The 25,442-nt window shown below is 63.3% G+C and carries 23 protein-coding genes; 9 read left to right on the top strand and 14 right to left on the bottom strand.

Annotated features, from left to right (window positions below; genetic code table 11):
* Both DV532_RS06495 and pap read right to left on the bottom strand, forming a co-directional pair.
* The gene (locus tag DV532_RS06495; protein WP_056807388.1) at positions 1-963 is read right to left on the bottom strand and encodes a DMT family transporter; all 963 of its coding nucleotides are present in this window, start codon (positions 961-963) and stop codon (positions 1-3) included.
* Positions 964-1,200: 237 nt separating this feature from the next.
* Positions 1,201-2,694 (bottom strand): polyphosphate:AMP phosphotransferase, encoded by a 1,494-nt coding sequence (pap, locus tag DV532_RS06490; protein ID WP_056807391.1) that lies wholly within the window; start codon positions 2,692-2,694, stop codon positions 1,201-1,203.
* Between the two features lie 127 nt (positions 2,695-2,821).
* On the opposite strand from pap, the gene mnmC reads away from it, so the two are divergent.
* From mnmC to DV532_RS06465, 5 genes are all read left to right on the top strand, one after another.
* Complete coding sequence (gene mnmC / locus DV532_RS06485; protein ID WP_056807396.1) at positions 2,822-4,801, top strand: bifunctional tRNA (5-methylaminomethyl-2-thiouridine)(34)-methyltransferase MnmD/FAD-dependent 5-carboxymethylaminomethyl-2-thiouridine(34) oxidoreductase MnmC; 1,980 nt, start codon at positions 2,822-2,824, stop codon at positions 4,799-4,801.
* Between the two features lie 131 nt (positions 4,802-4,932).
* Entirely contained in the window at positions 4,933-6,720 is a 1,788-nt protein-coding gene (locus tag DV532_RS06480; protein WP_056807399.1) for an N-acetylglutaminylglutamine amidotransferase, read from the top strand.
* A gap of 3 nt (positions 6,721-6,723) precedes the next feature.
* The gene (ngg, locus tag DV532_RS06475; RefSeq protein ID WP_056807402.1) at positions 6,724-8,469 is read left to right on the top strand and encodes an N-acetylglutaminylglutamine synthetase; all 1,746 of its coding nucleotides are present in this window, start codon (positions 6,724-6,726) and stop codon (positions 8,467-8,469) included.
* Between the two features lie 109 nt (positions 8,470-8,578).
* Entirely contained in the window at positions 8,579-9,763 is a 1,185-nt protein-coding gene (locus DV532_RS06470; protein ID WP_056807408.1) for an osmoprotectant NAGGN system M42 family peptidase, read from the top strand.
* Positions 9,764-9,847: 84 nt separating this feature from the next.
* Positions 9,848-10,075, top strand: coding sequence for a YheU family protein (locus DV532_RS06465; protein WP_003252629.1), 228 nt, complete (start codon positions 9,848-9,850; stop codon positions 10,073-10,075).
* A gap of 4 nt (positions 10,076-10,079) precedes the next feature.
* On the opposite strand, the gene csrA is transcribed toward DV532_RS06465, so the two are convergent.
* Together csrA and DV532_RS06455 are read right to left on the bottom strand one after the other, a co-directional pair.
* A complete protein-coding gene (csrA, locus tag DV532_RS06460; protein WP_056807411.1) occupies positions 10,080-10,268 on the bottom strand; it encodes a carbon storage regulator CsrA in 189 nt (62 codons plus the stop codon).
* 118 nt (positions 10,269-10,386) lie between these two features.
* Complete coding sequence (locus tag DV532_RS06455; RefSeq protein WP_056807415.1) at positions 10,387-11,196, bottom strand: SDR family oxidoreductase; 810 nt, start codon at positions 11,194-11,196, stop codon at positions 10,387-10,389.
* Positions 11,197-11,412: 216 nt separating this feature from the next.
* Here DV532_RS06455 and DV532_RS06450 point away from each other — a divergent pair, with 216 nt between their 5' ends.
* A complete protein-coding gene (locus DV532_RS06450; protein WP_003252624.1) occupies positions 11,413-11,565 on the top strand; it encodes a DUF3309 family protein in 153 nt (50 codons plus the stop codon).
* A 16-nt stretch (positions 11,566-11,581) separates the two neighbouring features.
* Here the strand turns inward: DV532_RS06450 and DV532_RS06445 are convergent, their stop codons facing one another.
* The 9 genes from DV532_RS06445 to DV532_RS06405 all read right to left on the bottom strand — a co-directional run bounded on the left by DV532_RS06445 (position 11,582) and on the right by DV532_RS06405 (position 20,922).
* Positions 11,582-12,745, bottom strand: a complete 1,164-nt coding sequence (locus DV532_RS06445) for a hypothetical protein (RefSeq protein WP_056807418.1) — start codon at positions 12,743-12,745, stop codon at positions 11,582-11,584.
* A 12-nt stretch (positions 12,746-12,757) separates the two neighbouring features.
* Positions 12,758-13,492, bottom strand: coding sequence for a hypothetical protein (locus DV532_RS06440; protein ID WP_056807421.1), 735 nt, complete (start codon positions 13,490-13,492; stop codon positions 12,758-12,760).
* A 25-nt stretch (positions 13,493-13,517) separates the two neighbouring features.
* Positions 13,518-16,004, bottom strand: coding sequence for a TcfC E-set like domain-containing protein (locus tag DV532_RS06435; RefSeq protein ID WP_056807423.1), 2,487 nt, complete (start codon positions 16,002-16,004; stop codon positions 13,518-13,520).
* A 70-nt stretch (positions 16,005-16,074) separates the two neighbouring features.
* The gene (locus DV532_RS06430) at positions 16,075-16,557 is read right to left on the bottom strand and encodes a CS1 type fimbrial major subunit (protein WP_056807427.1); all 483 of its coding nucleotides are present in this window, start codon (positions 16,555-16,557) and stop codon (positions 16,075-16,077) included.
* Positions 16,558-16,605: 48 nt separating this feature from the next.
* Complete coding sequence (locus DV532_RS06425; protein WP_120715310.1) at positions 16,606-17,109, bottom strand: hypothetical protein; 504 nt, start codon at positions 17,107-17,109, stop codon at positions 16,606-16,608.
* 17 nt (positions 17,110-17,126) lie between these two features.
* On the bottom strand, positions 17,127-17,624 hold the full coding sequence (locus DV532_RS06420) for a hypothetical protein (protein ID WP_056807433.1): 498 nt from the start codon (positions 17,622-17,624) through the stop codon (positions 17,127-17,129).
* A 221-nt stretch (positions 17,625-17,845) separates the two neighbouring features.
* Positions 17,846-19,510 carry a cation acetate symporter gene (locus tag DV532_RS06415; protein ID WP_056807435.1) on the bottom strand — a complete coding sequence of 555 codons (1,665 nt, stop codon included), beginning with the start codon at positions 19,508-19,510 and terminating at the stop codon, positions 17,846-17,848.
* Entirely contained in the window at positions 19,507-19,818 is a 312-nt protein-coding gene (locus DV532_RS06410) for a DUF485 domain-containing protein (RefSeq protein WP_039604303.1), read from the bottom strand. Before DV532_RS06410 ends, DV532_RS06415 begins: the two co-directional genes overlap by 4 nt.
* Before the next feature lie 243 nt (positions 19,819-20,061).
* Complete coding sequence (locus DV532_RS06405) at positions 20,062-20,922, bottom strand: glycine betaine ABC transporter substrate-binding protein (protein ID WP_056807438.1); 861 nt, start codon at positions 20,920-20,922, stop codon at positions 20,062-20,064.
* Positions 20,923-21,119: 197 nt separating this feature from the next.
* Between DV532_RS06405 and DV532_RS06400 the strand changes: the two genes are divergently transcribed.
* Positions 21,120-22,685: a hypothetical protein gene (locus DV532_RS06400; protein WP_056807441.1), complete on the top strand. Its 1,566-nt coding sequence runs from the start codon at positions 21,120-21,122 to the stop codon at positions 22,683-22,685.
* Between the two features lie 33 nt (positions 22,686-22,718).
* Here DV532_RS06400 and DV532_RS06395 read toward each other — a convergent pair whose 3' ends face one another.
* On the bottom strand, positions 22,719-23,081 hold the full coding sequence (locus DV532_RS06395) for a hypothetical protein (protein ID WP_056807444.1): 363 nt from the start codon (positions 23,079-23,081) through the stop codon (positions 22,719-22,721).
* Between the two features lie 190 nt (positions 23,082-23,271).
* Here DV532_RS06395 and DV532_RS06390 point away from each other — a divergent pair, with 190 nt between their 5' ends.
* Together DV532_RS06390 and DV532_RS06385 are read left to right on the top strand one after the other, a co-directional pair.
* Complete coding sequence (locus tag DV532_RS06390; protein ID WP_056807446.1) at positions 23,272-24,570, top strand: serine/threonine protein kinase; 1,299 nt, start codon at positions 23,272-23,274, stop codon at positions 24,568-24,570.
* 73 nt (positions 24,571-24,643) lie between these two features.
* Positions 24,644-25,387 carry a VacJ family lipoprotein gene (locus DV532_RS06385; RefSeq protein WP_056807567.1) on the top strand — a complete coding sequence of 248 codons (744 nt, stop codon included), beginning with the start codon at positions 24,644-24,646 and terminating at the stop codon, positions 25,385-25,387.
* Positions 25,388-25,442: the final 55 nt, after the last annotated feature.

Here is a 25,442-nt window from a genome sequence, read left to right as displayed (position 1 = left end):
TCAATGAACCTGCGCCAACCGCGCCCTGCGGGCGCGCCAACCGGCCACCAGCGATGGCCCCAACGCCACCAGCGCCGAGCCCAGCACTACCGTCACCGCCCCCACATAGCCCAGGCCATTGATGTCCTCGGCCTGCACATACTCCGGCCACACCACCGCCGCCAACGCCACCGCGACGAAGGTGACCAGCGGGGTCAGCGCCAGCGTGGCACTCACCCGCGACGCTTCCCAGTGCGCCAGCGCCTCGGCAAAGGCGCCATAAGCCACCAGGGTATTCAGGCAACAGGCCAGCAACAGCCAGCCTTGCACCGGGCTCAGTTGCAACGCCTCCAAGGGGTGTGCCCAAGGCGTGAGCAGTGCGGCGCAACTGAGGTAGATCACCACCATTACCTGTTGCGAGTGCCACGCCGTCAGCAGTTGCTTCTGGCTCAGGGCGTAGAACACCCAGATGCTAGTGGCCAGCAAAATGGTCAACACGCCGGTGGTGTAAGTGCCGAGCGAGGTCAGCAATTCTTCCAGACGTTGGTTGAAGAACAGGCCAAACCCCGCCAACAGGATCAACAGGCCCAGGCCCTGCCCCAGGCTGAAACGCTCGCGGAATACGAACACGCTGGCCACCAGCAACAGTACCGGGCCAATCTGCACCACCAGTTGCGCGGTGCCCGGGCTAAGTAGGTTGAGGCCGATCAGGTACAGCACGTAGTTGCCCATCAGGCCAAGCACGGCTACCACCACCAGGCCCTTGCCCTTGGTCGTCAGCTTGCCGAACGACGGCAAGCGCCGCTGGGCCGCCAGCCAGGCGAACAGCAGCCCCCCGGAAACCAGCAGGCGGTACCACGTGACCGTGACCGGGTCGACCACTTGCAGCACCTGCTTGAGCTTGATCGGCAAGATGCCCCAAAGCAGCGCAGTCAGCAGTGCCAGTAACAGGCCATAGCCCCAACGGCCAGTAGTGGTGTGCATAAAATCCTCGCTCGAGCCCGTGGTGGGGTGGTTGAATTCTACGGGCTTGGAGGGCGGGGACGGCGGCGAGTGCCGCGAAAAGAATTCATCAGGTCATTCTTCCGTGGCATGGCTTGGCAGGTGTACTGCCTGTACTGGCCCTATCGCCGGCAAGCCCGCTCCTACAGGTACTGCACAGGTCTCGAGGCAGTGATATTTCTGTGGGAGTTGGCTTGCCGGCGATAGGGCTGCAAAGGTTTACCGCTTGTCCTTGGCAAACGCCGCCTCAAGCGCCTGGTTGATGGTGCGCAACACCTTCACCCGCGCCCAGCGCTTGTCGTTGGCCTCAACCAGCGTCCACGGCGCAATTTCGCTGCTGGTGCGGTCGACCATGTCGCCCACCGCTTGGGTATAGTCATCCCATTTGTCGCGGTTGCGCCAATCATCCTCGGTGATCTTGTAGCGCTTGAACGGGATCTGCTCGCGCTCTTCGAAGCGCTCCAGCTGGGTCTGTTGGTCAATCGCCAACCAGAACTTGACCACCACCACACCGGCGTTCACCAGTTGCTCTTCGAAGTCGTTGATTTCGCTGTAGGCACGCATCCAGTCGGCCGGGCTGCAGAAGCCTTCCACCCGCTCCACCAGTACCCGGCCATACCAGGAGCGGTCGAAGATGGTGAACTTGCCGCGCGCTGGAATGTGCCGCCAGAACCGCCACAGGTAAGGCTGAGCGCGCTCTTCTTCAGTGGGCGCGGCAATCGGCACGATGCGGTACTGGCGCGGGTCCAACGCCGCCGCCACGCGGCGGATGGCACCGCCTTTGCCGGCAGCGTCGTTGCCTTCGAACACCGCCACCAGCGCATGCCGACGCATGCGCTTGTCGCGCAACAGGCCGGCCAGGCGGGCCTGTTCGGTGACCAGTTGTTCCTGGTAGTCGGCCTTGTCCAGGCGCAGGGTCATATCCAGGGCGCCGATCAGGCTGCGCTGGTCGATGCTGCGGCCCAACGGGGCGACGTTGCCCTGGTGCTTGCCCTTGGGGTTGTTGGCCAGCGCTGCCTGCAGGCTTTCGAGCAAAATGCGCCCCACCGCCAGGCTGCGGTAGTTGGGGTCGACGCCCTCGATGACATGCCACGGCGCATAGTCGCGGCTGGTGCGGCGTAACACGCGCTCGCCAAAGCGCACGAAACGGTCGTAGGTTTGCGATTGCTGCCAGTCCAGTGGGCTGATCTTCCAGCTGTGCAGCGGGTCGTCCTTGAGCGACTTCAGCCGCGCCTTCATCTGCTTCTTGGACAGGTGAAACCAAAATTTGATGATCAGCGCGCCTTCGTCGCACAGCATCTGCTCCAGGCGTTCGGCGCCAGTGATGGCTTGGTCGAGCACCGCATCCTTGAACACCCCATGCACCCGCCCCTGCAGCATCTGGCTGTACCAGTTGCCGAAGAACACGCCCATGCGCCCCTTGGGTGGCAGGGCCCGCCAGTAGCGCCAGGCGGGCGGGCGGGCCAGCTCTTCGTCGGTCTGCTGGTCGAACGTGAGCACGTCGATCATGCGCGGGTCCATCCACTCGTTGAGCAGTTTTACCGTCTCACCCTTGCCGGCGCCCTCGATGCCGTTGATCAACACGATCACCGGGAAGCGCGCCTGCTGCTTGAGTTCGTACTGGGCTTCGAGCAGGGCCTCGCGTAAAGCGGGTACCTCGGCGTCGTAAGCCTCCTTGTCGATGCTGTGGCCGATTTCGGCGGATTCGAACATGCATTGGCTCCTTCAATGGATAACCAAGACTAGCGGATTTGCGTATTACCCGCGAAGCGTGCCGCACAACCTGCGCAAACCTTGCGGATGGCATAAAATCGGCCAATCCGCTGCAACCGAGCCCACCATGTCCACCCTTCTCCAGCATGCCCAGATCGACTGGGACGACCACGGCCGCCCCCATTCGCGGCAGTACGACGACGTCTATTTCGCCGTCAACGAAGGTATCGAAGAAACCAAACACGTGTTCCTCGGCCAAACCCGCCTGGCCGAGCGCTTTGCCAACCTGGTGCCGCACGGCTGCCTGGTGATCGGCGAAACCGGCTTTGGCACGGGGATGAACTTTTTCTGCGCCTGGCAGCTGTTTGACCAGCACGCGCACAGCGACGCGCGCCTGCACTTCATCAGTGTCGAAAAGTACCCACTCAGCCACGATGACATGGCCCGCGCCGTGCGCCTGTGGCCTGAACTGGCTGCCTATACCGAGCCCCTGCTGGAGCAGTACGTAGCCGTGCACCCCGGCTTTCAGCAGTTCACCTTCGCCAATGGCCGGGTCACCCTCACCCTGTTGATCGGTGATGCACTGGAACAGCTGCCGCAGCTGGATGCGCAGATCGATGTGTGGTTCCTCGACGGCTTCGCCCCGGCCAAGAACCCCGACATGTGGACCCCGGAGCTGTTCGCGCAGCTGGCGCGGTTGTCGCACCCTGCCGCTGGCGAGCACGCCACGGTCCTGGGCACTTTCACCACCACCGGCTGGGTACGCCGCAGCTTGGTCGACGCCGGCTTCGCCATGAAAAAGGTGCCGGGCATCGGCAAAAAGTGGGAAGTGATGAGCGGCCCCTACGTCGGCCCCGTGCCCAGCCCCAATACGCCTTGGTACGCGCGCCCAGCTGCCGCGCCAGGGCCGCGTGCGGCGTTGGTGATAGGTGCGGGGCTCGCCGGCAGCTGCAGCGCCGCCAGCCTGGCCCGGCGTGGCTGGCAGGTGACCGTGCTGGAACGCCACGATGCCCCGGCCCGTGAAGCTTCGGGTAACCCGCAAGGCGTGCTGTACCTCAAGTTGTCCGCTCATGGTACAGCGCTGTCGCAAATGATCCTGTCCGGCTTCGGCTATACCCGGCGCCAGCTCGAACGCCTGCAGCGTGGTCGTGACTGGGATGCCTGCGGCGTGTTGCAGCTGGCCTTCGACAGCAAGGAGGCCGAGCGCCAGGGCAAGCTGGCCGCCGCCTTCGACCGCAACCTCTTGCATTGGCTGGAACGCGCCGAGGCTGAAGCCATGGCTGGGGTGGCGTTGCCGGCCGGCGGGCTGTTTTACCCTGAAGGCGGTTGGGTACACCCGCCAGCGCTGTGCCAGCAGCAGCTGCAGCACCCGGGCATTCGCTTGGTGACCCACCAGGAAGTGCTGGAACTGCGCAAGCTAGATGACCAGTGGCAGGCCTGGGCTGGCGAGCGCCTGCTGGCCAGTGCGCCAGTGGTGATCCTGGCCGGCGCCGCCGAGGTGCGACGCTTCGCGCCTTGTGCGCCGTTGCCGCTCAAACGTATTCGCGGGCAGATTACCCGCCTGCCAGCCACTGCCAGCAGCCGCGCGCTACGCACGGTGGTGTGCGCCGAGGGCTATGTGGCACCGCCGCGCGAGGGTGAACATACCCTGGGCGCGAGCTTCGACTTCCACAGCGAAGACCTGGCGCCGACAGCCGCCGAGCACCAGGGCAACCTGACGTTACTGGATGAGATATCCGCTGATTTGGCCCAGCGCCTGGGCGCTGCCGAGCTGGATGCAGCGCAGTTACAAGGGCGTGCCGCGTTCCGTTGCACCAGCCCGGATTACTTACCGATTGTCGGGCCGCTGGCGGATGCGCAGGTGTTCGCCGAGGCCTATGCCGTGCTGGGCCGCGATGCCCGGCAGGTGCCAGAGGTGGCCTGCCCTTGGCTGGGTGGGTTGTATGTGAACACTGGGCATGGCTCGCGCGGGTTGATTACGGCGCCGTTGAGTGGCGAGCTGGTGGCGGCCTGGGTGTGCGGGGAACCCCTGCCACTGCCGCGCGCGGTGGCGGAGGCTTGTCATCCCAACCGCTTTGCCTTGCGCAAGTTGATCCGCGGCAAGTGATAGGGCCAGGGGCTGCTGTGCAGCCCCATATAACAGAATGTTCTAAAACTCTCACAAAGCACCTAGGTCAGTTCCTTAAGGTGCCCTAATCCGGGGCACTCCCTCCCCAACGGAAAAACCGGTAAGGACCTATGTGCGGATTAGCAGGAGAGTTACGTTTCACCCCCGTCGACCAAGCCCCTCGCCCAGCCGACCTGGCTGCGGTAGAGCGCATCACCCATCACCTGGCGCCCCGCGGCCCAGATGCCTGGGGCTTCTATAGCCAAGGCCCGATTGCCCTCGGCCACCGGCGCCTTAAAATCATGGACCTGTCCGACGGCTCGGCACAGCCGATGGTCGACAACACCCTGGGCCTGTCGCTGGCGTTCAACGGCGCCGTCTACAACTTCCCCGAACTGCGCCAGGAGTTGCAGGCCTTGGGCTACAACTTTTGGTCCGACGGCGATACCGAAGTGCTGCTCAAGGGCTACCACGCCTGGGGCGCGGCCTTGCTGCCCAAGCTCAACGGCATGTTCGCCCTGGCCATCTGGGAGCGCGACAACCAGCGCTTGTTCCTGGCCCGCGACCGCCTCGGCGTCAAACCCCTTTATCTATCGCGCAACGGCGAGCGCCTGCGCTTTGCCTCGACCTTGCCGGCGCTGCTCAAGGGCGGCGATATCGACCCGATGCTCGACCCGGTAGCGCTCAACCACTACTTGAACTTCCACGCTGTGGTGCCGGCGCCACGCACCCTGTTGGCCAACGTGCAGAAGCTGGAGCCTGGCACCTGGATGCGCATCGACCGCCACGGCGAAGTGGAACGCCAGACCTGGTGGCAGCTGCGCTACGGTGCCCACGCCGATGAGCGTGAGCTGGACCTGGAAGGCTGGACCAGCCGCGTGCTCGACGCCACCCGTGACGCCGTGGCCATCCGCCAACGGGCTGCCGTCGACGTCGGTGTGCTGCTGTCCGGCGGGGTCGATTCCAGCCTGCTGGTCGGCCTGCTGCGCGAAGTGGGCGTGGACGACCTGTCGACCTTCTCCATCGGCTTTGAAGATGCCGGCGGCGAGCGCGGCGACGAGTTCCAGTATTCCGACCTGATCGCCAAGCACTACGGCACCCGCCACCATCAGCTGCGCATTGCCGAACACGAGATCATCGACCAGCTGCCGGCCGCCTTCCGCGCCATGAGCGAGCCGATGGTCAGCCATGACTGCATTGCCTTCTACCTGCTGTCGCGGGAAGTGGCCAAGCACTGCAAAGGCGTGCAGAGCGGCCAGGGTGCCGATGAACTGTTCGCCGGCTACCACTGGTACCCGCAAGTGAATGGCGCCGACGATGCCTATGCCGCCTACCGTGACGCGTTCTTCGACCGCAGCCACGGCGAATACCGCGACACCGTGCAGGCGCCCTGGCTGCTGGAAAACGACGCGGCCGGCGACTTCGTGCGCGAGCACTTCGCCCGCCCCGGTGCCACCGATGCGGTGGACAAAGCCCTGCGCCTGGACAGCACGGTGATGCTGGTGGACGACCCGGTCAAACGGGTGGACAACATGACCATGGCCTGGGGCCTGGAGGCGCGCACGCCGTTCCTCGACTACCGCCTGGTGGAACTGTCGGCGCGCATTCCGGCGCGCTTCAAACTGCCCGACGGCGGCAAGCAGGTGCTCAAGCAGGCGGCGCGGCGGGTGATCCCGCATGAGGTGATCGACCGCAAGAAAGGCTACTTCCCAGTGCCGGGCCTGAAGCACTTGGAAGGTGCCACGCTGGGCTGGGTGCGCGAGCTGCTGACCGACCCTAGCCAGGACCGCGGGCTGTTCAACCCAGCCATGCTCGACCGCCTGCTAAGCAACCCGCACGGCCAGCTGACGCCGCTGCGCGGCTCCAAGCTGTGGCAGTTGGCGGCGCTGAACCTGTGGCTGAGCGAACAAGGAATCTGACCCATGAAAGCCCACGAAATTGCTTACGGTCAGCGCCTGCTGCGCGGTCAGGCACCGTCCTACGAGCGCCTGCAGGCGCGCCTGGCCGGCGATGGCAGCCAACCGCACGACCAGCCGCGTGCCGTGCACTGCGGCTGGGGCCGGCTGCTGATCGGCCACACCTACCCCAACCCGGGCGGCCTGGCCGCAGACCTGCTGGACGAATGCCACGGCGAGCGTGACATCGCCCTGTATGTGGCGGCGCCGCAACAGCTGCTGGCCCAGGCCCCGCAGCAACTGTTTCTCGACCCGTCCGACACCCTGCGCCTGTGGTTCACCGACTACCGCCCGGCGCAGCGGGTGTTCCGCGGCTTCCGCGTGCGCCGGGCGCAAAACCCAGCCGACTGGCAGGCGATCAACACCTTGTACCAAGCGCGCGGCATGTTGCCGGTCGACGCGCAGCGGCTCACCCCCCGGCACCTGGGTGGCCCGGTGTACTGGCTGGCCGAAGACGAAGACAGCGGCGCGGTGATCGGCAGCGTCATGGGCCTGAACCACGCCAAGGCGTTCGACGACCCGGAGCACGGCAGCAGCCTGTGGTGCCTGGCGGTGGACCCGCATTGCACTCGCCCCGGTGTCGGTGAGGTGCTGGTGCGCCACCTGATCGAGCACTTCATGAGCCGCGGTTTGGCCTACCTCGACCTGTCGGTGCTGCACGACAATCGCCAGGCCAAGCGCCTGTACCAGAAGCTGGGGTTTCGCAACCTGCCCACCTTCGCGGTCAAGCGCAAGAACAGCATCAACGAGCAGCTGTTCCTGGGGCCTGGGCCGCAGGCCGACCTCAACCCGTACGCCCGCATCATCGTCGACGAAGCCCTGCGCCGCGGCATTGAGGTGCAGGTGGACGATGCCATGGGCGGCCTGTTCACCCTTAGCCTGGGCGGGCGCCGCATCCGCTGCCGTGAATCGCTCAGCGACCTGACCAGTGCGGTGACCATGACCCTGTGCCAGGACAAGCGCCTGACTCAACATGCCCTGCACCATGCTGGGCTGCGGGTGCCGGCGCAGCAGTTGGCCGGCAATGCCGACGACAACTTGGCGTTTCTCGACGAGCATGGCGCGGTGGTGGTCAAGCCGGTCGATGGCGAGCAAGGCCAGGGGGTGGTAGTGAACCTCACGTGTATCGACGACATCACCCGCGCCGTGGCGCACGCCCGCCAGTTCGACAGCCGTGTGTTGCTGGAAAGCTTCCATGCCGGGCATGACCTGCGCATCGTGGTCATCGGCTACGAAGTGGTGGCCGCTGCCATCCGGCACCCAGCGCAGGTGCTGGGCGACGGCACGCACAGCATTCGCCAGCTGATCGACGCCCAGAGCCGCCGGCGCCAAGCCGCCACCGCTGGCGAAAGCCGTATACCGCTGGACGATGAAACCGAGCGCACCTTGCGTGCGGCGGGCTTTGGCTATGACGACGTGTTGCCCGCCGGCCAGCGCCTGGCTGTGCGGCGCACCGCCAACCTGCACACCGGCGGCACCCTGGAAGACGTGACCGAACGCCTGCACCCGGTGCTGGCCGACGCCGCTGTGCGTGCGGCGCGGGCACTGGAGATTCCGGTGGTGGGGCTGGACTTCATGGTCGCTGATGCCGGGCAGCCGGAGTACGTGATCATCGAGGCCAACGAGCGCGCCGGGTTGGCCAACCATGAACCGCAACCGACCGCCGAGCGCTTTATCGACCTGCTGTTTCCGCATAGCCGGCCTTTGGCGTAAACCAGTACCGGCCTCTTCGCGGGTAAACCCGCCCCTACCGGGGCCTCACGGTTCCTGCGGGAAGCGCTGCAGCCGCGAAGAGGCCTGCACAGGCATAGAGGAGCCACCCATGCCCGACCGACATCCCGAACCCGATCTCGACTACCTCAAACGCGTGCTGCTGGAGATGCTCGCCATCCCTAGCCCCACCGGTTTCACCGACACCATCGTGCGCTACGTGGCCGAACGCCTGGACGAGCTGGGCATCCCCTTCGAACTGACCCGTCGTGGCACTATCCGCGCCACCCTCAAAGGCCGGCAAACCTCCCCCGACCGCGCCGTGTCCGCCCACCTCGATACCATCGGCGCCAGCGTGCGCCAGTTGCAGGACAACGGCCGCCTGGCCCTGGCACCGGTCGGCTGTTGGTCCAGCCGCTTCGCCGAGGGCAGCCGGGTCAGCGTATTCACCGACACTGGCGTGTTCCGCGGTAGCGTGCTGCCGCTGATGGCCAGCGGGCATGCTTTCAACACCGCCATCGACCAGATGCCAGTTAGCTGGGAACACGTCGAGGTGCGCCTGGACGCCTACTGCGCTACCCGCGCCGACTGCGAGGCGCTGGGCGTGAGCATTGGTGACTTCGTCGCTTTCGACCCGCTGCCCGAATTCACCGAAAGCGGCCACATCAGCGCCCGCCACCTGGACGACAAGGCTGGCGTAGCGGCCCTGCTGGCGGCGCTCAAAGCCGTGGTGGAAAGTGGCCACCAGCCCCTGATCGACTGCCACCCGCTGTTCACCATTACCGAAGAAACCGGCTCTGGCGCTGCTGGCGCCCTGCCCTGGGACGTCAGTGAGTTCGTCGGCATCGACATTGCCCCGGTAGCGCCCGGGCAGGCTTCTAGCGAGCATGCGGTGAGCGTGGCCATGCAGGATTCGTCGGGGCCTTATGACTACCACCTGTCCCGTCATTTGTTGAAACTGGCCGGCGACCACGACCTGCCGGTGCGCCGCGACCTGTTCCGCTACTACTTCAGTGATGCCCATTCGGCGGTGACGGCGGGGCACGATATTCGCACGGCGCTGGTGGCATTTGGTTGCGATGCCACCCATGGTTACGAGCGCACCCATATCGATAGCCTGGCGGCGTTGAGCCGGCTGTTATCGGCGTACCTGTTAAGCCCGCCGGTGTTCGCCAGCGACTCGCAGCCGGCCAATGCGTCGCTCGAGCGCTTCAGCCACCAGCTGGAGCATGATGCGCAGATGGAAAGCGACACGCGGGTGCCGGCGGTGGATAGCCTGGTCGGCAATAAAGGTTGAGGGCCCAGGGGGGCCGCAACGCGGCCCCAAAATGCCAAATGTTTCGCGTAGCATGCCCACATCCTCTGCCCAGATACCGCCACCATGCTGATCCCCTACGACCAACTGCAAGCCGAAACCCTCACCCGCCTGATCGAAGACTTCGTCACCCGCGACGGCACCGACAACGGCGATGACACCCCATTGGAAACCCGAGTGCTACGGGTACGCCAGGCCTTGGCCAAGGGCCAGGCATTCATCCTGTTCGACTTGGAAAGCCAGCAGTGCCAGTTGCTGGCCAAGCACGACGTGCCGCGCGAGCTGCTCGACTAGCCACTCAGGGCTTGCGCTTGTTGCTCGGCTCCCCGCCCTTGATGCGCTTGTACACCTCGGCCCGATGCACCGGCACCTCGCGCGGGGCATCGACGCCAAAGCGCACCACCCCGTCGCGGGTTTCCACCACCATGAGCCGAATGTCATCACCAATCATGATGACCTCCCCTATTTCACGTCCGATTACCAGCATGATCCGATCCTCCAGAAAGGGAAAACCGGAGCGTGCCTTGATGGCATTGGGCTACTCAAGAGCGCTCGAACGAATCAGAAACTCCTTACAACACAGGGTAATTTCCCCTACAGACCTGTCATCGAGCGTGAGCTTTTCCACGCATCTTCACCGCCATTTCGGCCATCTCGTCATACAGCCGCTCGGGGGCCTGGCGCTTCAGTTGCCAAGCCTGACGCCCGGCCTCATGGGGCAGGATGAGGAATTCACCGGCAGCGACCTGCTGGTGAATGTACTCGGCAATTTCCGCGGCACTGATTGGCGAGCCTTCCAGCAGCTTGCCAACCTGGGTCTTCATCGCCGGGTTGGGCCCGCGGAACGAGTCCAGCAGGTTGGTCTGGAAGAACGACGGGCACACCACATGCACGGCCACCTCCAGCTGGCGCAGCTCCACCAGCAGGCTTTCCGACAGGGCCAGTACGCCGGCCTTGGCCACGTTGTAGTTGCTCATGCCCGGGCCCTGCATCAGCGCGGCCATCGAGGCAATGTTGATGATGCGCCCCTTGCTGCGCTCCAGCAGCGGCAGGAAGGCCTTGCAGCCCTTGACCACGCCCATCAGGTTGACCGCGATCTGCCAGTCCCAGTCTTCCAGTGACAGTTCGGCGAAAAACCCGCCTGACGCGACGCCGGCATTGTTGACGATCACGTCGATGCCGCCAAACTGCTCGGCGCAGGCCTGGGCCAGCGCGGTGAGCTGGCTGTAGTCGCGCACATCGCAGCGCTGCACGAAGCCTTCGCCGCCAGCTTCACGCACCTTTTCCAAGGTTTCGCGCAGGCCGGCTTCGTTGACATCGGCCAGCGCCAGGCGCCAGCCCTCGCGCGCCCAGCGCAGGGCGATCTCGCGACCCAGGCCGGACCCGGCGCCGGTAATCATGATGCGGTTTTGCATGGTGGCTGGCCTTGTTTTAACAGGTAGTGCAGCGAGTCTAATCAAGGCCAGGGCGCCTGGCAGGGTTCATCAAGGTAGTGAATGGGCGGGCATGAGTAGGCGGCTAGCCGGTGCAGGCCACACTCAAATGGAATCTTTCACAAGCGGCGCCGGTCCCATTTTACAAGAGGCCAGCAGTCCGAGGCCCTTGACCCTCAACCACGCAAGGACTCCGTCATGACCACGATTCTCATCATCATCCTGATCCTTCTGCTGATTGGTGGCTTACCGGTCTTCCCGCACTCGCGCAGCTGGGGCTATGGCCCATCCGGCATCATCGGCGTGGTGCTGGTGATCCTCTTGGTGCTGTTGTTATTGGGCATGATATGAACGACCAGCCGCCCGGCTACAGGCTTGCATCGAACACCACGGTTACCGCGCCTGCATAAACCTGCCCAGGCTTCATGCGCCCGGTACCCGAAGTACCCTGTGGAAGCACATGGAAGTGCAACTGGCCGCGGCCTACCACAGGCCCAGTAGCGGGCAAGTCGAATACCAGGGCATCCTGCTGCCCGCCCAGCGAAAGTTCCTGCCGGTTGACCGCACCGCCACGGTATAAAGCCCCCGACAGGCTCACCGCCAGGTACAGCGGGGTTCGGTCGCCATTGGCGCTATGCAGGGGGCAGTCAGCACCGGTCGATGATGCACAGGCGGCCCAGACCTTGAACGGCCCGGTGCTAGCCAGGGTGAAGGGCAGGTCTTGTTCCAGCTTGGCGGGCAGCCCGTGGCGGCCGGCGTACCGCTCCCAGCCTGGCCTCGGCTGCAGCACTACGCGCTCTGCACCACCGCCAAAGCGCACATCCAGGTCATGCAGCACCTCCAGTTCGATATGAAAAACCACCGAGTCGCTGTCCAAGGCTGTCACCGACCTGCTCGAACCCAAGCCGATTGCTCTGTCGGGGCCGAGTGAATACTGGATCCGCCCGCGATACCTGCCAGCTGCCAGGCTCGCCGGGGCGGGCATTTTCAAGCGATAGCCAAGTAGCAGGTTACTGACGCGGTAGCGACCGATATCACCTGGCGGCAAGCTTAACCCGCAACCATTGGCGGGTACCGCCCAAAGCAGTGGGCGCCCTGCCCCAGCGGCTAGCACCGCCTGGCAGCCACTGTTTTGCAGGCCTGGCTGCGCAGGCAGCTCTGGCCCACCGTCCAGCCGCGTCACCGTGCCACCCATGTGGGTGATCTCGATTTCCACGCGGGTTTGCTCAGCCGACCCTTCGCGGGCCAGGTACAGAATGCCCGGCTGGCTCGGCCGTGCGAGATAGAAGCCGTCGGCCTGCTCACCATCAACCCGCTTTTCATAGCTGGCCTCCAATTGCACCACGCCTTGCAAGGGTTTGTCGCACAATGCAGGACGCTGGGCACAGGCCGCGGCGGCCCGAGGCGTAAGGTTCTCGAACTGCCGGGTTTCACCGCGGTAGCGCAGTGCAAGCGTGACATCGGCAGCCTGCGCGGCCTGCGCCACGAGCAGGCCGAAGGTGACCCACAAGGTAACAAGGGTTCGCTTCATCGGCTGCGCCTCTCAGGGGGCCTTGAACGTCAGGGCTTCGTGCGTCGCCCCCTCATGCAACTCAAAGCGGTACTCCCACCCCGGCTGCTCAGCGAATTCACGCGCTACCCCAGGGCGCAGGTGGTGCTTGACTGGCTCGCTACAGGCCTGCCCCCCGGCCTGGCAATGGCGGAAGTTGTCGAGTAACACGGTCGCATTGCCTTCATTGCCCACCCGCAATTGCCCGCCAGCCTGGCGCATGGATGTCTGATAGCGGGTATCGTTCGGTCGGGTGAACAGCAACGTGCCGTAGCCTGCCAGGAACTGCACACCCGCGCTGAGTGTTTCGCGGTACTGCTCGATTTGCGTTTCACTGAGCGCGAAGCGGTCGTCCTTGTCCGGCAGCACCGGCATGAAGCGCAGGCGGAAATAGCGCTCCGTGTCGCGCTCGCCGCGGTACAGCAAGCGCACCGACTGCATTCCCTGCGCCGGAATGATCAACCGCGCCGGGCTGGCCACCACGCCGCGCTGTTCGAGCGGAAGGTGCTCGATTTCCACCTCCTTTGGCTTGCCCTCGCCGTCATACACCAGCTCCAGCACACTAACCTTGACGAAAGCTGTGCTGTCGCCGCTGTTGTAGATACGTTTGGCCAGCGTGGTCTTGCCCGCTTCGAGGTAATCGTACAGCCCACCCACATTCAACTGCGGCCCGGCCTGGGCCGTCAGCGGCAACAGCGCCAACATGATCAACAACCGTGATATCTGCATTCTCAACCTCGTTCATTTTATGGGTTCAAACCGGTTCGGCCTGATTGGGCGGGGGCACGCAACGCTGGTCGCCCACCATCAACACGTCGTCTTCACGCACCTGCTGTTCGGGGGGCAGGGTCAACAGGCACGCCTGCACACCGGCCAGCTGTATTTCCAGCGTTGGCCGGGCCTCGCTCATTTCCACGGTGAAATAGCCGTCGGCTTCACTCACCGAGCGGCCGGCATCATTGATGACCCGGGCACCCCGTATCGCCTGGCCGTGGCCATCGACCAGGCGGCCAAGCACGGTGACCGTGCGTAACACTTTCAACTGGCGATACTCGACCCCGCCACGGTTAAGGTGGTAATCCATGCTCGCCGGCTGGATCTGCGCCGCCGGCGCTTGCCGGGCGGCAAAATCGAACGTCACATGGCCTTGCTGGTATGCGTTCACCGGAATGACATTGCGCCCGGCATGCAGCTCGCTGCTGCTGCCTTGCTCGTCACTGGCGACCAGGGCCAGGCCCTCAAGGTCGGTGTCGAGATCGATGATCAACCCGGCTTGTTCAGCCATGCCTTGCCCGCTCAAGGTCAGCTTGCCGCCGCCCATGGCGAGGGTGCTCTGCAGGTTCAGGCCGCCGCTGGCCTTGTTGTCGTAAGTGGAGGTCTGGGCGTACAGGTCACCCTCGAAGGTTTGCCCGTGCACGCGACCGTTGGCCGACAAGCCGGTCCCGTAGCGGTCGATCACCGCCCCACCCCCCAGGCTGTGCACGGGGCCAAGCTCGACGTCCTGTTGGTACCAAAGCGAGGCGTACTGGTCTGCGCCCTCGCCGTCGCGGCCTGCGCGGCTGCCAAAATCCATACCCGCCTGGCGCTCGGTCAGGGCCAGGCTCATGCTTACACTCAGGTTGACCCCACGGTTGCGGCGCCCTTGATGGCGACCGGCGGCGGGCCGGTCGAACAGCGACAGCCGGAAATTGCTGTCGCTGCCCAGCAGCTTGCCGTGAAACACCCAGCCGAGGTCGACGCCCAGGCCACTGGCCGCGCCGCTGTCATGCTCCAAGCGCAAGGTGGCGGAACTGCGCGAGGTAACCCGGTGGTTGAGCGAGATGCTGCTCTGGCTGCTCATTTCCAGGCGCGACGCCCCACCCTTGGCATACGACCGGCTTTCGAGCCACAGCTGGTTATGGCTGAGCAACAGCGAGCCATTTGCGTAGGTGTGAGTCACCTGCAGGTCGTAGCCGCTGCCCCGTCCGCCGGTATGGTTGAAGTTGCCGTAAAGCTTTAGTTGCTCGGCTGCATCCCAGTCCAGCGACGTGCCATATTGGCGGGCGCCATCCACTTGCTGGGCGGACAACCCAAGCACCGCGCTGGGGTGCAGCAAGTAGTTGCTCATGATACCGGCCGCCAAGCCATGGGCCTGGGGTTCGTCCAGGTTACTGAGCACGCTGGCCTGCTGGCCCAGGTACAGGTTGTAGCGCCACCGGCTGTCAGGGTTCTGCCATTGCGTTGGTTTGTAGATGAAGGCTTCACTGCGGGAAGTTTCACGGCCATCTTCGATCAACCGCACTTGCACTTCGTAGATCCCCCCCGGCAGCACGCGGGTATCCAGCGTCTGCAACCCAGGCTGCACTTGTTGGCTGTTGATCAGCGAGCCGTTGCGGTAAATCTCCACCAGGCCCGGTCGGTTGGGGGTTACATAAATAGGCACGGTACTGGCCTGGCCGTTTTCCACCAACAGGCTGTCGCTGCTGCCAAACATCACCCCCAGGGTGGTACGTGGGGCGCTGCCGAGCATTGTGGGCTGGCGCACCAGCCCTTGCGCCTCTGGCATTACATAGCCAAGCCGCCAGAAGTGTTCGTCCTGCAGGCGCTCGGCGTACAGCTGCGCCACGCGGTGCGCAACCCTGCCCTGGCGCTGGTCGCCGCGGTCAACCTGGGCATCGGCCAGCCCGGTCCAACTGCCCAGGCTGCCTTGGCCCATCAAGTTGATGCGGCCGCTGGTGCTGTTGCCATCATTCACCATATTGAGCTGATTGCGCAGCAGCAGGCCCGCACTGCCCTGCTCGGGAACGCGGTGATAGCGTGCCGCTTGCGCGGTTTTTTCAGCATTGCGGGTCAGCAACGACAGCTGTGAGTTGGCCAGGCTGTAATGCACGGTCTTGAGGCCGTCCGGGCAGTCAGTTTGACAATCGCCCAGCGCGCGCCCGGCTGCCAAGTGCCGCTGCCACAGGCTCCGTAGCTGGGGAGGTTCATGACTGTCCTGGGTATCGGTGAAATCCAGCAGTTGCACGCGGTTGTCGCGGGACAGGATGACCAGGGCATCGCCCAGGTAACGCCCATCCAGTTCTACGCGTACGGCCAATGGCACATCGAAAAAGTGAGCTTCGAATTCCGCCGGTAACCCTTCGACAGCGCTCAGGGCGGCAGGCGTTTGGCCGTCACGCGCCCAGCTGCAGAACGGCGACAGGCAGGCGCAGACGATCAGCCAGCGACAGTGCTGTCGGCCGACTGCAAGCAAATTGAACATGATTCAAACCAGGGACCAGCCCCCGGCGCCCTCGGTGAACCGAGAGGCCGAGGCGGTTGCATGCTAGGTTTCAGCGACCACTGGGCGCGGCAGTTTCGAACAGGATGCTTACGGTGCCGCTGTAGGTGCCGGCCACGTAACCGCTGCTCGGCTTGATGGCCTCAATGGAAATGGGCAGGTCTTTGCCTTCTTTAGCGTCTGCCTCGCTCATGACCTCCAACGGGGTGAGCAGCAGCGATTGATTGCCCACCTTCACATTCAGCTCGATCGTTCCACTCTCGCTGTTGAGGGTGGCGGCTTGTTGCAGCTTGGCATCGATTGCGCCAACGGAGCTTTTGGCCTGAAACTTGTTGCTGAACGGTACGAATGCCTCTTTGTCCGCTTGATAGTCTAGGACGACGGGTTTATTTGCCCAACTGGCATCGGCTTGGACGGTAAACTCTACAGCCGGAACAATGGCCTCGACCGTAATATCCTTCCTGATAGGTTCAATTGCCAATGCCGAACTTGCGACCAATGCCAAGAACGGCACAGCCATGAAACGCGCTTTCATCTTGATAACTCCTGATTACATTGCACTACAGCCTGCTGCGAAACCGCATCAAGGCGCTAAAACTTCAAACAGCAAGTTGAGGTCTGCGCTGTAACTGCCGGGTGTCAATCGCTGGCCGGGAGGAATGGCTCTTTCGGTCCACAATGCAACATTGAAGTCAGCCCAGCCTGGCGCCTCCATCAACACCAGCGGTGTGCCGTCGCCCGGCACCAACCCGCCTGCTCCCCCCGCCCCGGAGATGGCCACTAGAAGGTCGAGTTCTTCATTGACCTGGTTGTTTTCGTCAACCAACCTGAAATTGCTCGTTTGCCTGACCTGGACGCCCCCCACCGTGCTCTTGATATCCAAGTCTCGGGAGAACTCACTGAAGTCGTCGGCTTCCGGCAGGTAGGTCAACCGGGTTCGCTCCGGCCAGTGGCCGATGGGGTCTACCCGGAATTCTGCAGCTTTCACGGTGGCCGAGAGCTGCAGGTCGTGGTGGACCGCATTCACGGCGAACGCTGGCGTCAACGTCATCGCCCACAGCGGCGCGACGAACTTGAATAGCTTCATGACCAAGGTCTCCCGACTCACAGTGGCGCTTCTGTTTCGAAAAGCAGTTCTACCTGTGCGGTATAAGTGCCCGCTCGGGCGGACCAGCCAACCATCGTCATGGGCCTGAAATAGAAGTCGACCTGTTTGCCAACCGCTGCCTCTGCGGCTGGCAGTATCTGAACGGGCGAGCCGTTGTCCGAAAGTTTCTTGCCATTTATCGACATGATGTAGCGCAGGCCAACCGGTTTGCCGTTGCCATCCAGAAATTCCGGTGTTTTGCCCGCGTATTTAACGGTAACGGCACCGTTCGGACTTTTGATGAAGGCATCATGTTTAACGGCGGGAAAGTTCTGGGCGTCGTTGTTGTACTGCAACGTTACCGGTGAACTTCCCCACTCACCAATCGGCCTGTATTCGAACGCGGGTGCAGCCACCACGGCATTGACCGCAACATCAATCTGTTTGGGTTCCAACGCAATGGCGTAACCACTGGCAACGGTCAGCGCAGACGCCAGCCAAACTCGTATGTTCACGCAGTCCTCCTGAAAACCGGTCAGCCGCCAGGGGCTCAGTAGCGGCAGGTTTTATTCTTGAAATCGGGAGGAATTATTTGCGCCAATGCACGGCGATTGATGTAGGCGTTTACTGCATTAAGGCAGGACAATTTCGGGGAAAAACTTCATGGCCACTAAAAAAACACCCCGCCTAGGCGGGGTGTTTTCATGCACAGCAGCTGGTGCTGCCTGGAGGTCGCTTAGTGAGACACGGCACCACTGGCACCCAGGCCAGTCTGCGAACGCACGAACTGCGGGTAGAACAGTGCACGTTCATCGTCAGCCGCTTTGGACTTGTCGGTGACCGAGAAGAACCAAATACCGACGAAGGCAATCAGCATCGAGAACAACGCTGGGTACTCGTACGGGTAGATGGCTTTTTCATGGCCGAGGATCTGTACCCAGATGGTCGGGCCGAGCACCATCAGCGTCACCGCACTTACCAGGCCCAGCCAGCCGCCGATCATCGCGCCACGGGTGGTCAGCTTCTTCCAGTACATCGAGAGCAGCAGCACTGGGAAGTTGCAGCTGGCGGCGATGGAGAACGCCAGGCCAACCATGAAGGCGATGTTCTGCTTCTCGAACAGGATGCCCAAGCCGATCGCCAGCACGCCCAGGGCGATGGTGGTGATCTTCGACACGCGGATCTCGTCCTTGTCGTTGGCTTTGCCCTTGCGCCATACACTGGCATACAGGTCATGCGACACCGCCGAAGCACCGGCCAGGGTCAGGCCAGCAACCACCGCCAGGATGGTGGCGAAAGCCACCGCCGAGATGAAGCCGAGGAAGATGCTGCCACCCACGGCATTGGCCAGGTGCACCGCTGCCATGTTGTTACCACCCAGCAGGGCGCCGGCGGCGTCCTTGAATTCTGGGTTGGTGCTGACCAGCAGGATGGCGCCAAAGCCGATGATGAAGGTGAGGATGTAGAAGTAGCCGATGAAGCCGGTAGCGTACAGCACGCTCTTGCGGGCTTCCTTGGCGTCACTGACGGTGAAGAAGCGCATCAGGATGTGCGGCAGGCCGGCAGTGCCGAACATCAGCGCCAGGCCGAGGGAAAACGCCGAGATCGGGTCTTTGACCAAGCCGCCCGGGCTCATGATCGCTTCGCCCTTGGCGTGCACCTTGATCGCCTCGGAGAACAGCGTGTTGAAGTCGAAGCCGACGTGCTTCATCACCATCAGCGCCATGAAGCTGGCACCGGACAGCAGCAACACCGCCTTGATGATCTGTACCCAGGTGGTGGCCAGCATGCCGCCGAACAGCACGTACAGGCACATCAGGATACCCACCAGGATCACCGCCACGTGGTAGTCCAGGCCGAACAGCAGCTCGATCAGCTTGCCAGCACCGACCATCTGGGCGATCAGGTAGAAGGCCACCACTACCAGCGAACCGGAGGCCGACAGAGTACGAATTTCCTTTTGCCCGAGGCGGTACGAGGCCACGTCGGCGAAGGTGTACTTGCCCAGGTTGCGCAGGCGTTCGGCAATCAGGAAGAGGATGATCGGCCAACCGACCAAGAAGCCGATCGAGTAGATCAGGCCGTCATAGCCAGAGGTGAACACCAGCGCGGAAATACCCAGGAACGAGGCGGCCGACATGTAGTCACCGGCAATCGCCAGGCCGTTCTGGAAGCCGGTGATCTTGCCACCGGCAGCGTAGTAGTCCGCCGCCGACTTGTTGCGCTTGGAGGCCCAGTAAGTGATACCAAGGGTGAAAGCGACGAAGGCCACGAACATGGCGATCGCCGAGACGTTCAGCGGTTGTTTCTGCACCTCGCCGGTCAGGGCATCGGCGGCCCACACGGCGGGTGCGAAGGCTCCGCAGGCCAGTACGGCCAGGGCTTTGGCGTGGCGAATCATTGTTGCGCCTCCTTCAGGATGGCCTTGTTCAGCTCATCGAATTCGCCGTTGGCGCGGCGCACGTAGATGGCGGTCAGGACGAATGCCGAAATGATCAGGCCGACGCCCAGGGGAATGCCCCAGGTAATCGACGACTCAGGGCTGAGCTTGGCACCCAGCAAATGAGGACCGTAGGCGATCAGGAGGATGAAGGCACAGTACAAGCCGAGCATGATCGCCGAGAGAATCCAGGCGAAGCGTTCGCGCTTGGTAACCAGCTCCTTGAAGCGGGGGCTGTTTTGTATCGAGAGGTAAATGCTGTCGTTCATTGTTTTTGTCCTAGCAGCACAGGTAGGGGTGGAACCCACGCCCTTACTTTATGCGGCTGTAGAACGCCAACCAGACGACCTTAGTCTTAGATGCAACGGTGTTTTACCGATTGCGTAACAAAGTGACGGCCCATTCGCGGGTAAACCCGCTCCTACAAGGGATTTGCACACGCCCGAAGACTGTGGAAATCCCTGTGGGAGCGGGTTTACCCGCGAAGAAACAAAACTGGCCCTGGAAGGTTATTACTTGCCAGTCCACTCCTTCACGCGATCAGGGTGCTTGGCCACCCAATCCTTGGCCGCCGCTTCAGGCTTGGCGCCTTCCTGAATCGCCAGCATCACCTCGCCAATTTCGTCTTTCGACTGCCAGCTGAACTTCTTCAGGAACTCCGCCACTTCCGGCGCCTTGGTCGCTAGCTCCTTGCTGCCGATGCTGTTCACGGTCTCCGCGGCGCCGTACACGCCTTTCGGGTCTTCGAGGAACTTCAGCTTCCACTTGGCGAACATCCAGTGCGGTACCCAGCCGGTCACCGCAATCGACTGCTGCTTGGCATAGGCACGGCCCAACTCCGCTGTCATCGCCGCGCCGGAGCTGGCCTGCAGCTTGTAACCGGTCAGGTCGTAGTCCTTGATGGCCTGGTCGGTCTTCAGCATCACGCCGGAGCCGGCGTCGATGCCGACGATCTTCTGCTTGAAGGTGTCATCCGTCTTGAGGTCGGCGATGCTCACCGCCTTGACGTACTCGGGGACGATCAACCCGATCTTGGCATCCTTGAAGTTCGGGCCGTAATCGACCACGTTGTCCTTGTTCTTGGTCCAGTACTCGCCATGGGTCACCGGCAACCAGGCCGACAACATGGCATCGAGCTTGCCGGTCGCAACGCCCTGCCACATGATCCCCGTGGCCACCGCCTGCAACTTCACGTCGTAGCCGAGTTTCTGCTTGATCACTTCGGCGGCCACGTTGGTGGTCGCCACGCTGTCGGCCCAACCATCCACGTAGCCAATGCTTACTTCTTTAGCCATTGCCTGTGCAGCGCTCATGGCCAGTACCAGGGCGGTGCCCACACCCAGCACACGTCGCATTTTTTTCAAAGTTGCCATCAAAGCATCCCCTCGTCAGGTCTTGGAGATTGCATCATCTGCCTGCAACACAGGGCGACCTGATCCAGCTGCGACCTGTACCCGCCCCATATACGACAGCACTATGCCATTAGCGCCATCGGCCTACGCCGGCCTGCGCGTTCCTTGCATGCCAAAGGTTTGGCGCCGGGCTACTATCTACCCTTTTGCGCCTGACGATGGACCGCCCGATGCCCAGTTCTGCCCGCCTGCTGCTGCCGTTGTACCTGCTTGCCTGCCTGTTGGCCCTGCTTGGGCTGGGGGGGCTCTGGTACGGGCTTGGCAAGCCTGTGCAGCTGCCCGATGTGGCCAGCCCGACGCACAAGCTGCAATGCGCCTCGTATACGCCGTTCGACAAGGACCAGTCGCCCTACGACCAGCCGTTTCGCCTGCGCCCAGCCCGCATGGACGCCGACCTGGCGTTACTGGCTGAGCGATTTCAGTGCATCCGTACCTATTCCATGAGCGGCCTTGAGGCCATCCCGGCGCTGGCGCGCAAGCATGGGCTGAAGGTGATGCTAGGGGCCTGGGTCAATGCCCACCCGGCAAACACCGAAAAGGAAATCGAGTTACTGATCGCCGCTGCCAACGCCAACCCCGATGTCGTTAGCGCGGTGATCGTCGGCAACGAGACGCTGCTGCGCAAGGAAGTGACCGGCGCGCACCTGGCCAAGCTGATCGCCCGGGTGAAACGCCAGGTCACGGTGCCGGTGACCTACGCAGATGTCTGGGAGTTTTGGCTGCAGCACCCGCAGGTGGCGCCGGCGGTGGACTTTTTGACTATCCACCTGCTGCCCTACTGGGAAGATGACCCGCGTGGCATCGACGCAGCCTTGGCCCACGTTGCCGATGTGCGCCGGGTGTTCGGCACACGCTTCGCTCCCAAGGACATCCTGATTGGCGAAACCGGCTGGCCCAGCGAAGGCCGCCAGCGCGAGACGGCGCTGCCCAGCCGGGAGAACGAGGCACGCTTCATTCGTGGTTTCGTCGCCCTGGCCGAAAGCAACGGCTGGCATTACAACCTGATCGAAGCCTTCGACCAACCGTGGAAGCGCGCCAACGAGGGTGCGGTGGGCGGTTATTGGGGGCTGTACGACGCCGACCGGCAGGACAAAGGCGTGCTCGAAGGGCCAGTGAGCAACCTGCCTTTGTGGCCGCAGTGGTTGCTGGCCAGTGCCGTGCTGATGGTGCTGATGCTGGTGCTTGCCGGGCGCCCCGCGACTGCCTGGGCGGCCTTGCTGCTGCCGTTGCTGGCAGCGTTCGGGGCGGGCTGCCTGGGACTTTGGGGCGAGTTGATGCGTACCCATGCGCGGTTTGCCGGGGAATGGCTGTGGGCGGTGGTGCTGGCGGGGCTGAACCTGCTGGTGCTGGCCCATGCCATGCTGGCCTTGGCGCGGCGGGAGGGCTGGCGTGAACGGCTGTTCGCCGGGCTGCAGGCACGGGCCGGCTGGCTGCTGCTAGCGGCGGGCTTTGCCGCGGCGGTGAGCATGTTGGCGATGGTGTTCGACCCGCGCTATCGCAGCTTCCCCAGCGCGGCGTTGGCGTTGCCGGCACTGGTGTTCGCCCTGTGGCCGGTGCGGGCGCGGCGCGCGGAGGTGGCATTGCTGGCGTTCATCGTGGGTGCCGGGGTGGCGCCGCAGTTGTTTGTCGAGGGGCTGCACAACCAGCAGGCCTGGGGTTGGGCAGTGGTGAGTGCGTTGATGACGGCAGCGTTGTGGCGGAGCTTGCGGCTGCGCTCGGCTTGATACCTCGGGGGCGCGCAGCGGCCCCTGTCTGCCTCACCGCGATTGCCTGACCAGGCGCAACCCCGCCAGCACCATCGCGAACACCGCAACGCTGGCGGTATACAGCACCAGCGCTGGCACCGAGAACACCAAGGCCAGTACCGCCAGCCACCAGCCAGCGCGGCCGGTAACTGCCTGTGCCAGCAGCGCCAGGCCCAGCCCGCCCCAGGCCAGCACCTGGTGGTGAATGGCCAACCCCAGCAACGCCCGCACCTCACACTGCCAATAAGCCGCCGGCGCCGTGCACAAGCCCACCCACTGCCCATCTTCCATCAGCCCATAGCGCACGCCATAACTGGCCGCGAGCCACAGCCCCAGAAACAGCACCAGCAGTGCAGCCGGCAGTGAACGAGACATCCAGTTCTCCAATAGCGGTAATCGAAAGCATCCATGATCGCTTATGCCCTGTTGTAAGGCAAAATCACCTTCCTGCAGCTATGTTGCAGATAGCCAGCACACCAAAGGCCACCGCACTGGGCAACTTTGCCCAGCCTGACGTGGTCCTAGGCTGCACACCGCTCGACCTTGCGTTCTTTTGGGGGATTACATGCTTCGATCTTTGCGCCTCGCTGCCTTGCTCGGCGGCCTGCTCATGGCTGTGGCCGCTTCGGCGCGGGATATCGACGCCGCGAGCTATGGATACCCGTTGACCAACCCGTTCGAGGCAACCATCGCCACCACCCCGCCAGACCAGCGCCCGACCTTGCCCAGCGACGAAGAGATTACCCAGTCCGATTACAGCCTGAACCTGCGCCCCGAGCGCGAATTCACCTTGCCCGACAACTTCTGGTCGGTGAAAAAGCTCAAGTACCGCCTGGCCCGCCAAGACCGCGAGGCGCCGTTGATCTTCATCATTGCCGGCACCGGCGCGCCCTATACCAGCACCATCAGCGAATACCTGAAGAAGCTGTTCTACCAGGCCGGCTTCCACGTGGTGCAGCTGTCTTCGCCCACCAGTTACGACTTCATGAGCGCCGCTTCGCGCTTCGCCACCCCCGGCATCAGCCAGGAAGACGCCGAGGACATGTACCGGGTCATGCAGGCGGTGCGCGCTCAGCACCCACGCCTGCCCATCAGCGAGTTCTACCTCACCGGTTACAGCCTGGGCGCGCTAGATGCCGCCTTTGTCAGCCACCTGGACGAAACGCGCCGCAGCTTCAACTTCAAGCGCGTGCTGCTGCTGAACCCACCGGTCAACCTGTACACCTCGATCAATAACCTCGACAAGCTGGTGCAAACCCAGGTCAAGGGCATCGATCACAGCACCACCTTCTACGAACTGATGCTGGAAAAACTCACCCGCTACTTCCAGGACAAGGGCTACATCGACCTCAACGATGCCCTGCTGTACGACTTCCAGCAGTCACGCCAACACCTGTCCAACGAGCAGATGGCCATGCTGATTGGCACCTCGTTCCGCTTCTCGGCGGCCGACATCGCCTTCACCTCCGACCTGATCAACCGCCGTGGCCTGATCATTCCACCGAAGTTCCCGATCACCGAGGGCAGTAGCCTCACGCCGTTCTTCAAGCGCGCCCTGCAGTGCGACTTCGACTGCTACATGACCGAGCAGGTCATCCCTATGTGGCGTGCCCGCACCGACGGCAACAGCATTCTGCAACTGGTCAACCAGGTCAGCTTGTATGCCCTGGAAGACTACTTGCGCAGCAGCGACAAGATTGCCGTGATGCACAACGCCGACGACGTCATCCTCGGCCCGGGCGACATCGGTTTCCTGCGCAAAGTGTTCGGTGATCGCCTGACCCTTTACCCCCACGGCGGCCATTGCGGCAACCTCAATTACCGCGTCAACAGTGACGCCATGCTGGAGTTCTTCCGTGGTTAACAAACTCCTCTTCGCCACTGCCCTGCTTACCGCCGGCCACGCCCTGGCCGCCGAAACCGCGCCGAGGGCCAGCGTGGTCGAGGCCGACCCGCAAGTGACTGCCGCACCGTTGGCACCCGAGGCCGATGGTTTTCTCGACCCGCTGCGCGAGCTGAAATTCAACCCAGGGCTGGACCAGCGCGAATTCGAGCGCTCCACCCTGGAGGCGCTGAACGTGTACGACCCGCTGGAGTCGATCAACCGCCGCGTCTACCACTTCAACTACCGCCTGGACCAGTGGGTGCTGCTGCCACTGGTAAGCGGCTACCAGTACGTCACCCCGCGCTTCGTGCGCACCGGGGTGAGCAACTTCTTCAACAACCTGGGCGATGTGCCGAACCTGTTCAACAGCGTGCTGCAGCTCAAAGCCAAGCGCTCGGCGGAGATCACTGCGCGGCTGATGTTCAACACCATCATCGGCGTGGGTGGGCTGTGGGACCCGGCGACCAAGATGGGCCTGCCGCGCCAGAGCGAGGACTTTGGCCAGACCTTGGGCTTCTATGGCGTACCGGACGGGCCGTACCTGATGCTGCCGGTGCTGGGGCCATCGAACCTGCGCGACACCACCGGGCTGGTGGTGGACTATGCGGGCGAGCAGGCGATCAACTACCTGAACGTGGCCGAAGCCAGCACTGACCACCCAGAAATCTTTGCCCTGCGCGTGGTGGACAAGCGCTACACCACCAAATTCCGCTATGGCCAGCTCAACTCGCCGTTCGAGTATGAGAAGGTGCGCTATGTGTATACCCAGGCGCGCAAGTTGCAGATAGCCGAGTAGGCAGGCCTCGCCCTTTCGCGGGCAAGCCCCCGCTGTAGGCGCGGGCTTGCCCGCG

Source organism: Pseudomonas sp. Leaf58, from assembly GCF_003627215.1.
In the GTDB taxonomy this organism is placed as follows: domain Bacteria; phylum Pseudomonadota; class Gammaproteobacteria; order Pseudomonadales; family Pseudomonadaceae; genus Aquipseudomonas.
Note: the sequence above shows the minus strand (reverse complement) of the source record. Positions and strands in the feature narration are given on the sequence as shown.

Excerpts from the sequence above, each read along its gene's own strand:
- DV532_RS06495 (WP_056807388.1), bottom strand. The coding sequence starts at position 963 with ATGCACACCACTACTGGCCGTTGGGGCTATGGCCTGTTACTGGCACTG.
- pap (WP_056807391.1), bottom strand. The coding sequence starts at position 2,694 with ATGTTCGAATCCGCCGAAATCGGCCACAGCATCGACAAGGAGGCTTAC.
- mnmC (WP_056807396.1), top strand. The coding sequence starts at position 2,822 with ATGTCCACCCTTCTCCAGCATGCCCAGATCGACTGGGACGACCACGGC.
- DV532_RS06480 (WP_056807399.1), top strand. The coding sequence starts at position 4,933 with ATGTGCGGATTAGCAGGAGAGTTACGTTTCACCCCCGTCGACCAAGCC.
- ngg (WP_056807402.1), top strand. The coding sequence starts at position 6,724 with ATGAAAGCCCACGAAATTGCTTACGGTCAGCGCCTGCTGCGCGGTCAG.
- DV532_RS06470 (WP_056807408.1), top strand. The coding sequence starts at position 8,579 with ATGCCCGACCGACATCCCGAACCCGATCTCGACTACCTCAAACGCGTG.
- DV532_RS06465 (WP_003252629.1), top strand. The coding sequence starts at position 9,848 with ATGCTGATCCCCTACGACCAACTGCAAGCCGAAACCCTCACCCGCCTG.
- csrA (WP_056807411.1), bottom strand. The coding sequence starts at position 10,268 with ATGCTGGTAATCGGACGTGAAATAGGGGAGGTCATCATGATTGGTGAT.
- DV532_RS06455 (WP_056807415.1), bottom strand. The coding sequence starts at position 11,196 with ATGCAAAACCGCATCATGATTACCGGCGCCGGGTCCGGCCTGGGTCGC.
- DV532_RS06450 (WP_003252624.1), top strand. The coding sequence starts at position 11,413 with ATGACCACGATTCTCATCATCATCCTGATCCTTCTGCTGATTGGTGGC.
- DV532_RS06445 (WP_056807418.1), bottom strand. The coding sequence starts at position 12,745 with ATGAAGCGAACCCTTGTTACCTTGTGGGTCACCTTCGGCCTGCTCGTG.
- DV532_RS06440 (WP_056807421.1), bottom strand. The coding sequence starts at position 13,492 with ATGCAGATATCACGGTTGTTGATCATGTTGGCGCTGTTGCCGCTGACG.
- DV532_RS06435 (WP_056807423.1), bottom strand. The coding sequence starts at position 16,004 with ATGTTCAATTTGCTTGCAGTCGGCCGACAGCACTGTCGCTGGCTGATC.
- DV532_RS06430 (WP_056807427.1), bottom strand. The coding sequence starts at position 16,557 with ATGAAAGCGCGTTTCATGGCTGTGCCGTTCTTGGCATTGGTCGCAAGT.
- DV532_RS06425 (WP_120715310.1), bottom strand. The coding sequence starts at position 17,109 with ATGAAGCTATTCAAGTTCGTCGCGCCGCTGTGGGCGATGACGTTGACG.
- DV532_RS06415 (WP_056807435.1), bottom strand. The coding sequence starts at position 19,510 with ATGATTCGCCACGCCAAAGCCCTGGCCGTACTGGCCTGCGGAGCCTTC.
- DV532_RS06410 (WP_039604303.1), bottom strand. The coding sequence starts at position 19,818 with ATGAACGACAGCATTTACCTCTCGATACAAAACAGCCCCCGCTTCAAG.
- DV532_RS06405 (WP_056807438.1), bottom strand. The coding sequence starts at position 20,922 with ATGGCAACTTTGAAAAAAATGCGACGTGTGCTGGGTGTGGGCACCGCC.
- DV532_RS06400 (WP_056807441.1), top strand. The coding sequence starts at position 21,120 with ATGGACCGCCCGATGCCCAGTTCTGCCCGCCTGCTGCTGCCGTTGTAC.
- DV532_RS06395 (WP_056807444.1), bottom strand. The coding sequence starts at position 23,081 with ATGTCTCGTTCACTGCCGGCTGCACTGCTGGTGCTGTTTCTGGGGCTG.
- DV532_RS06390 (WP_056807446.1), top strand. The coding sequence starts at position 23,272 with ATGCTTCGATCTTTGCGCCTCGCTGCCTTGCTCGGCGGCCTGCTCATG.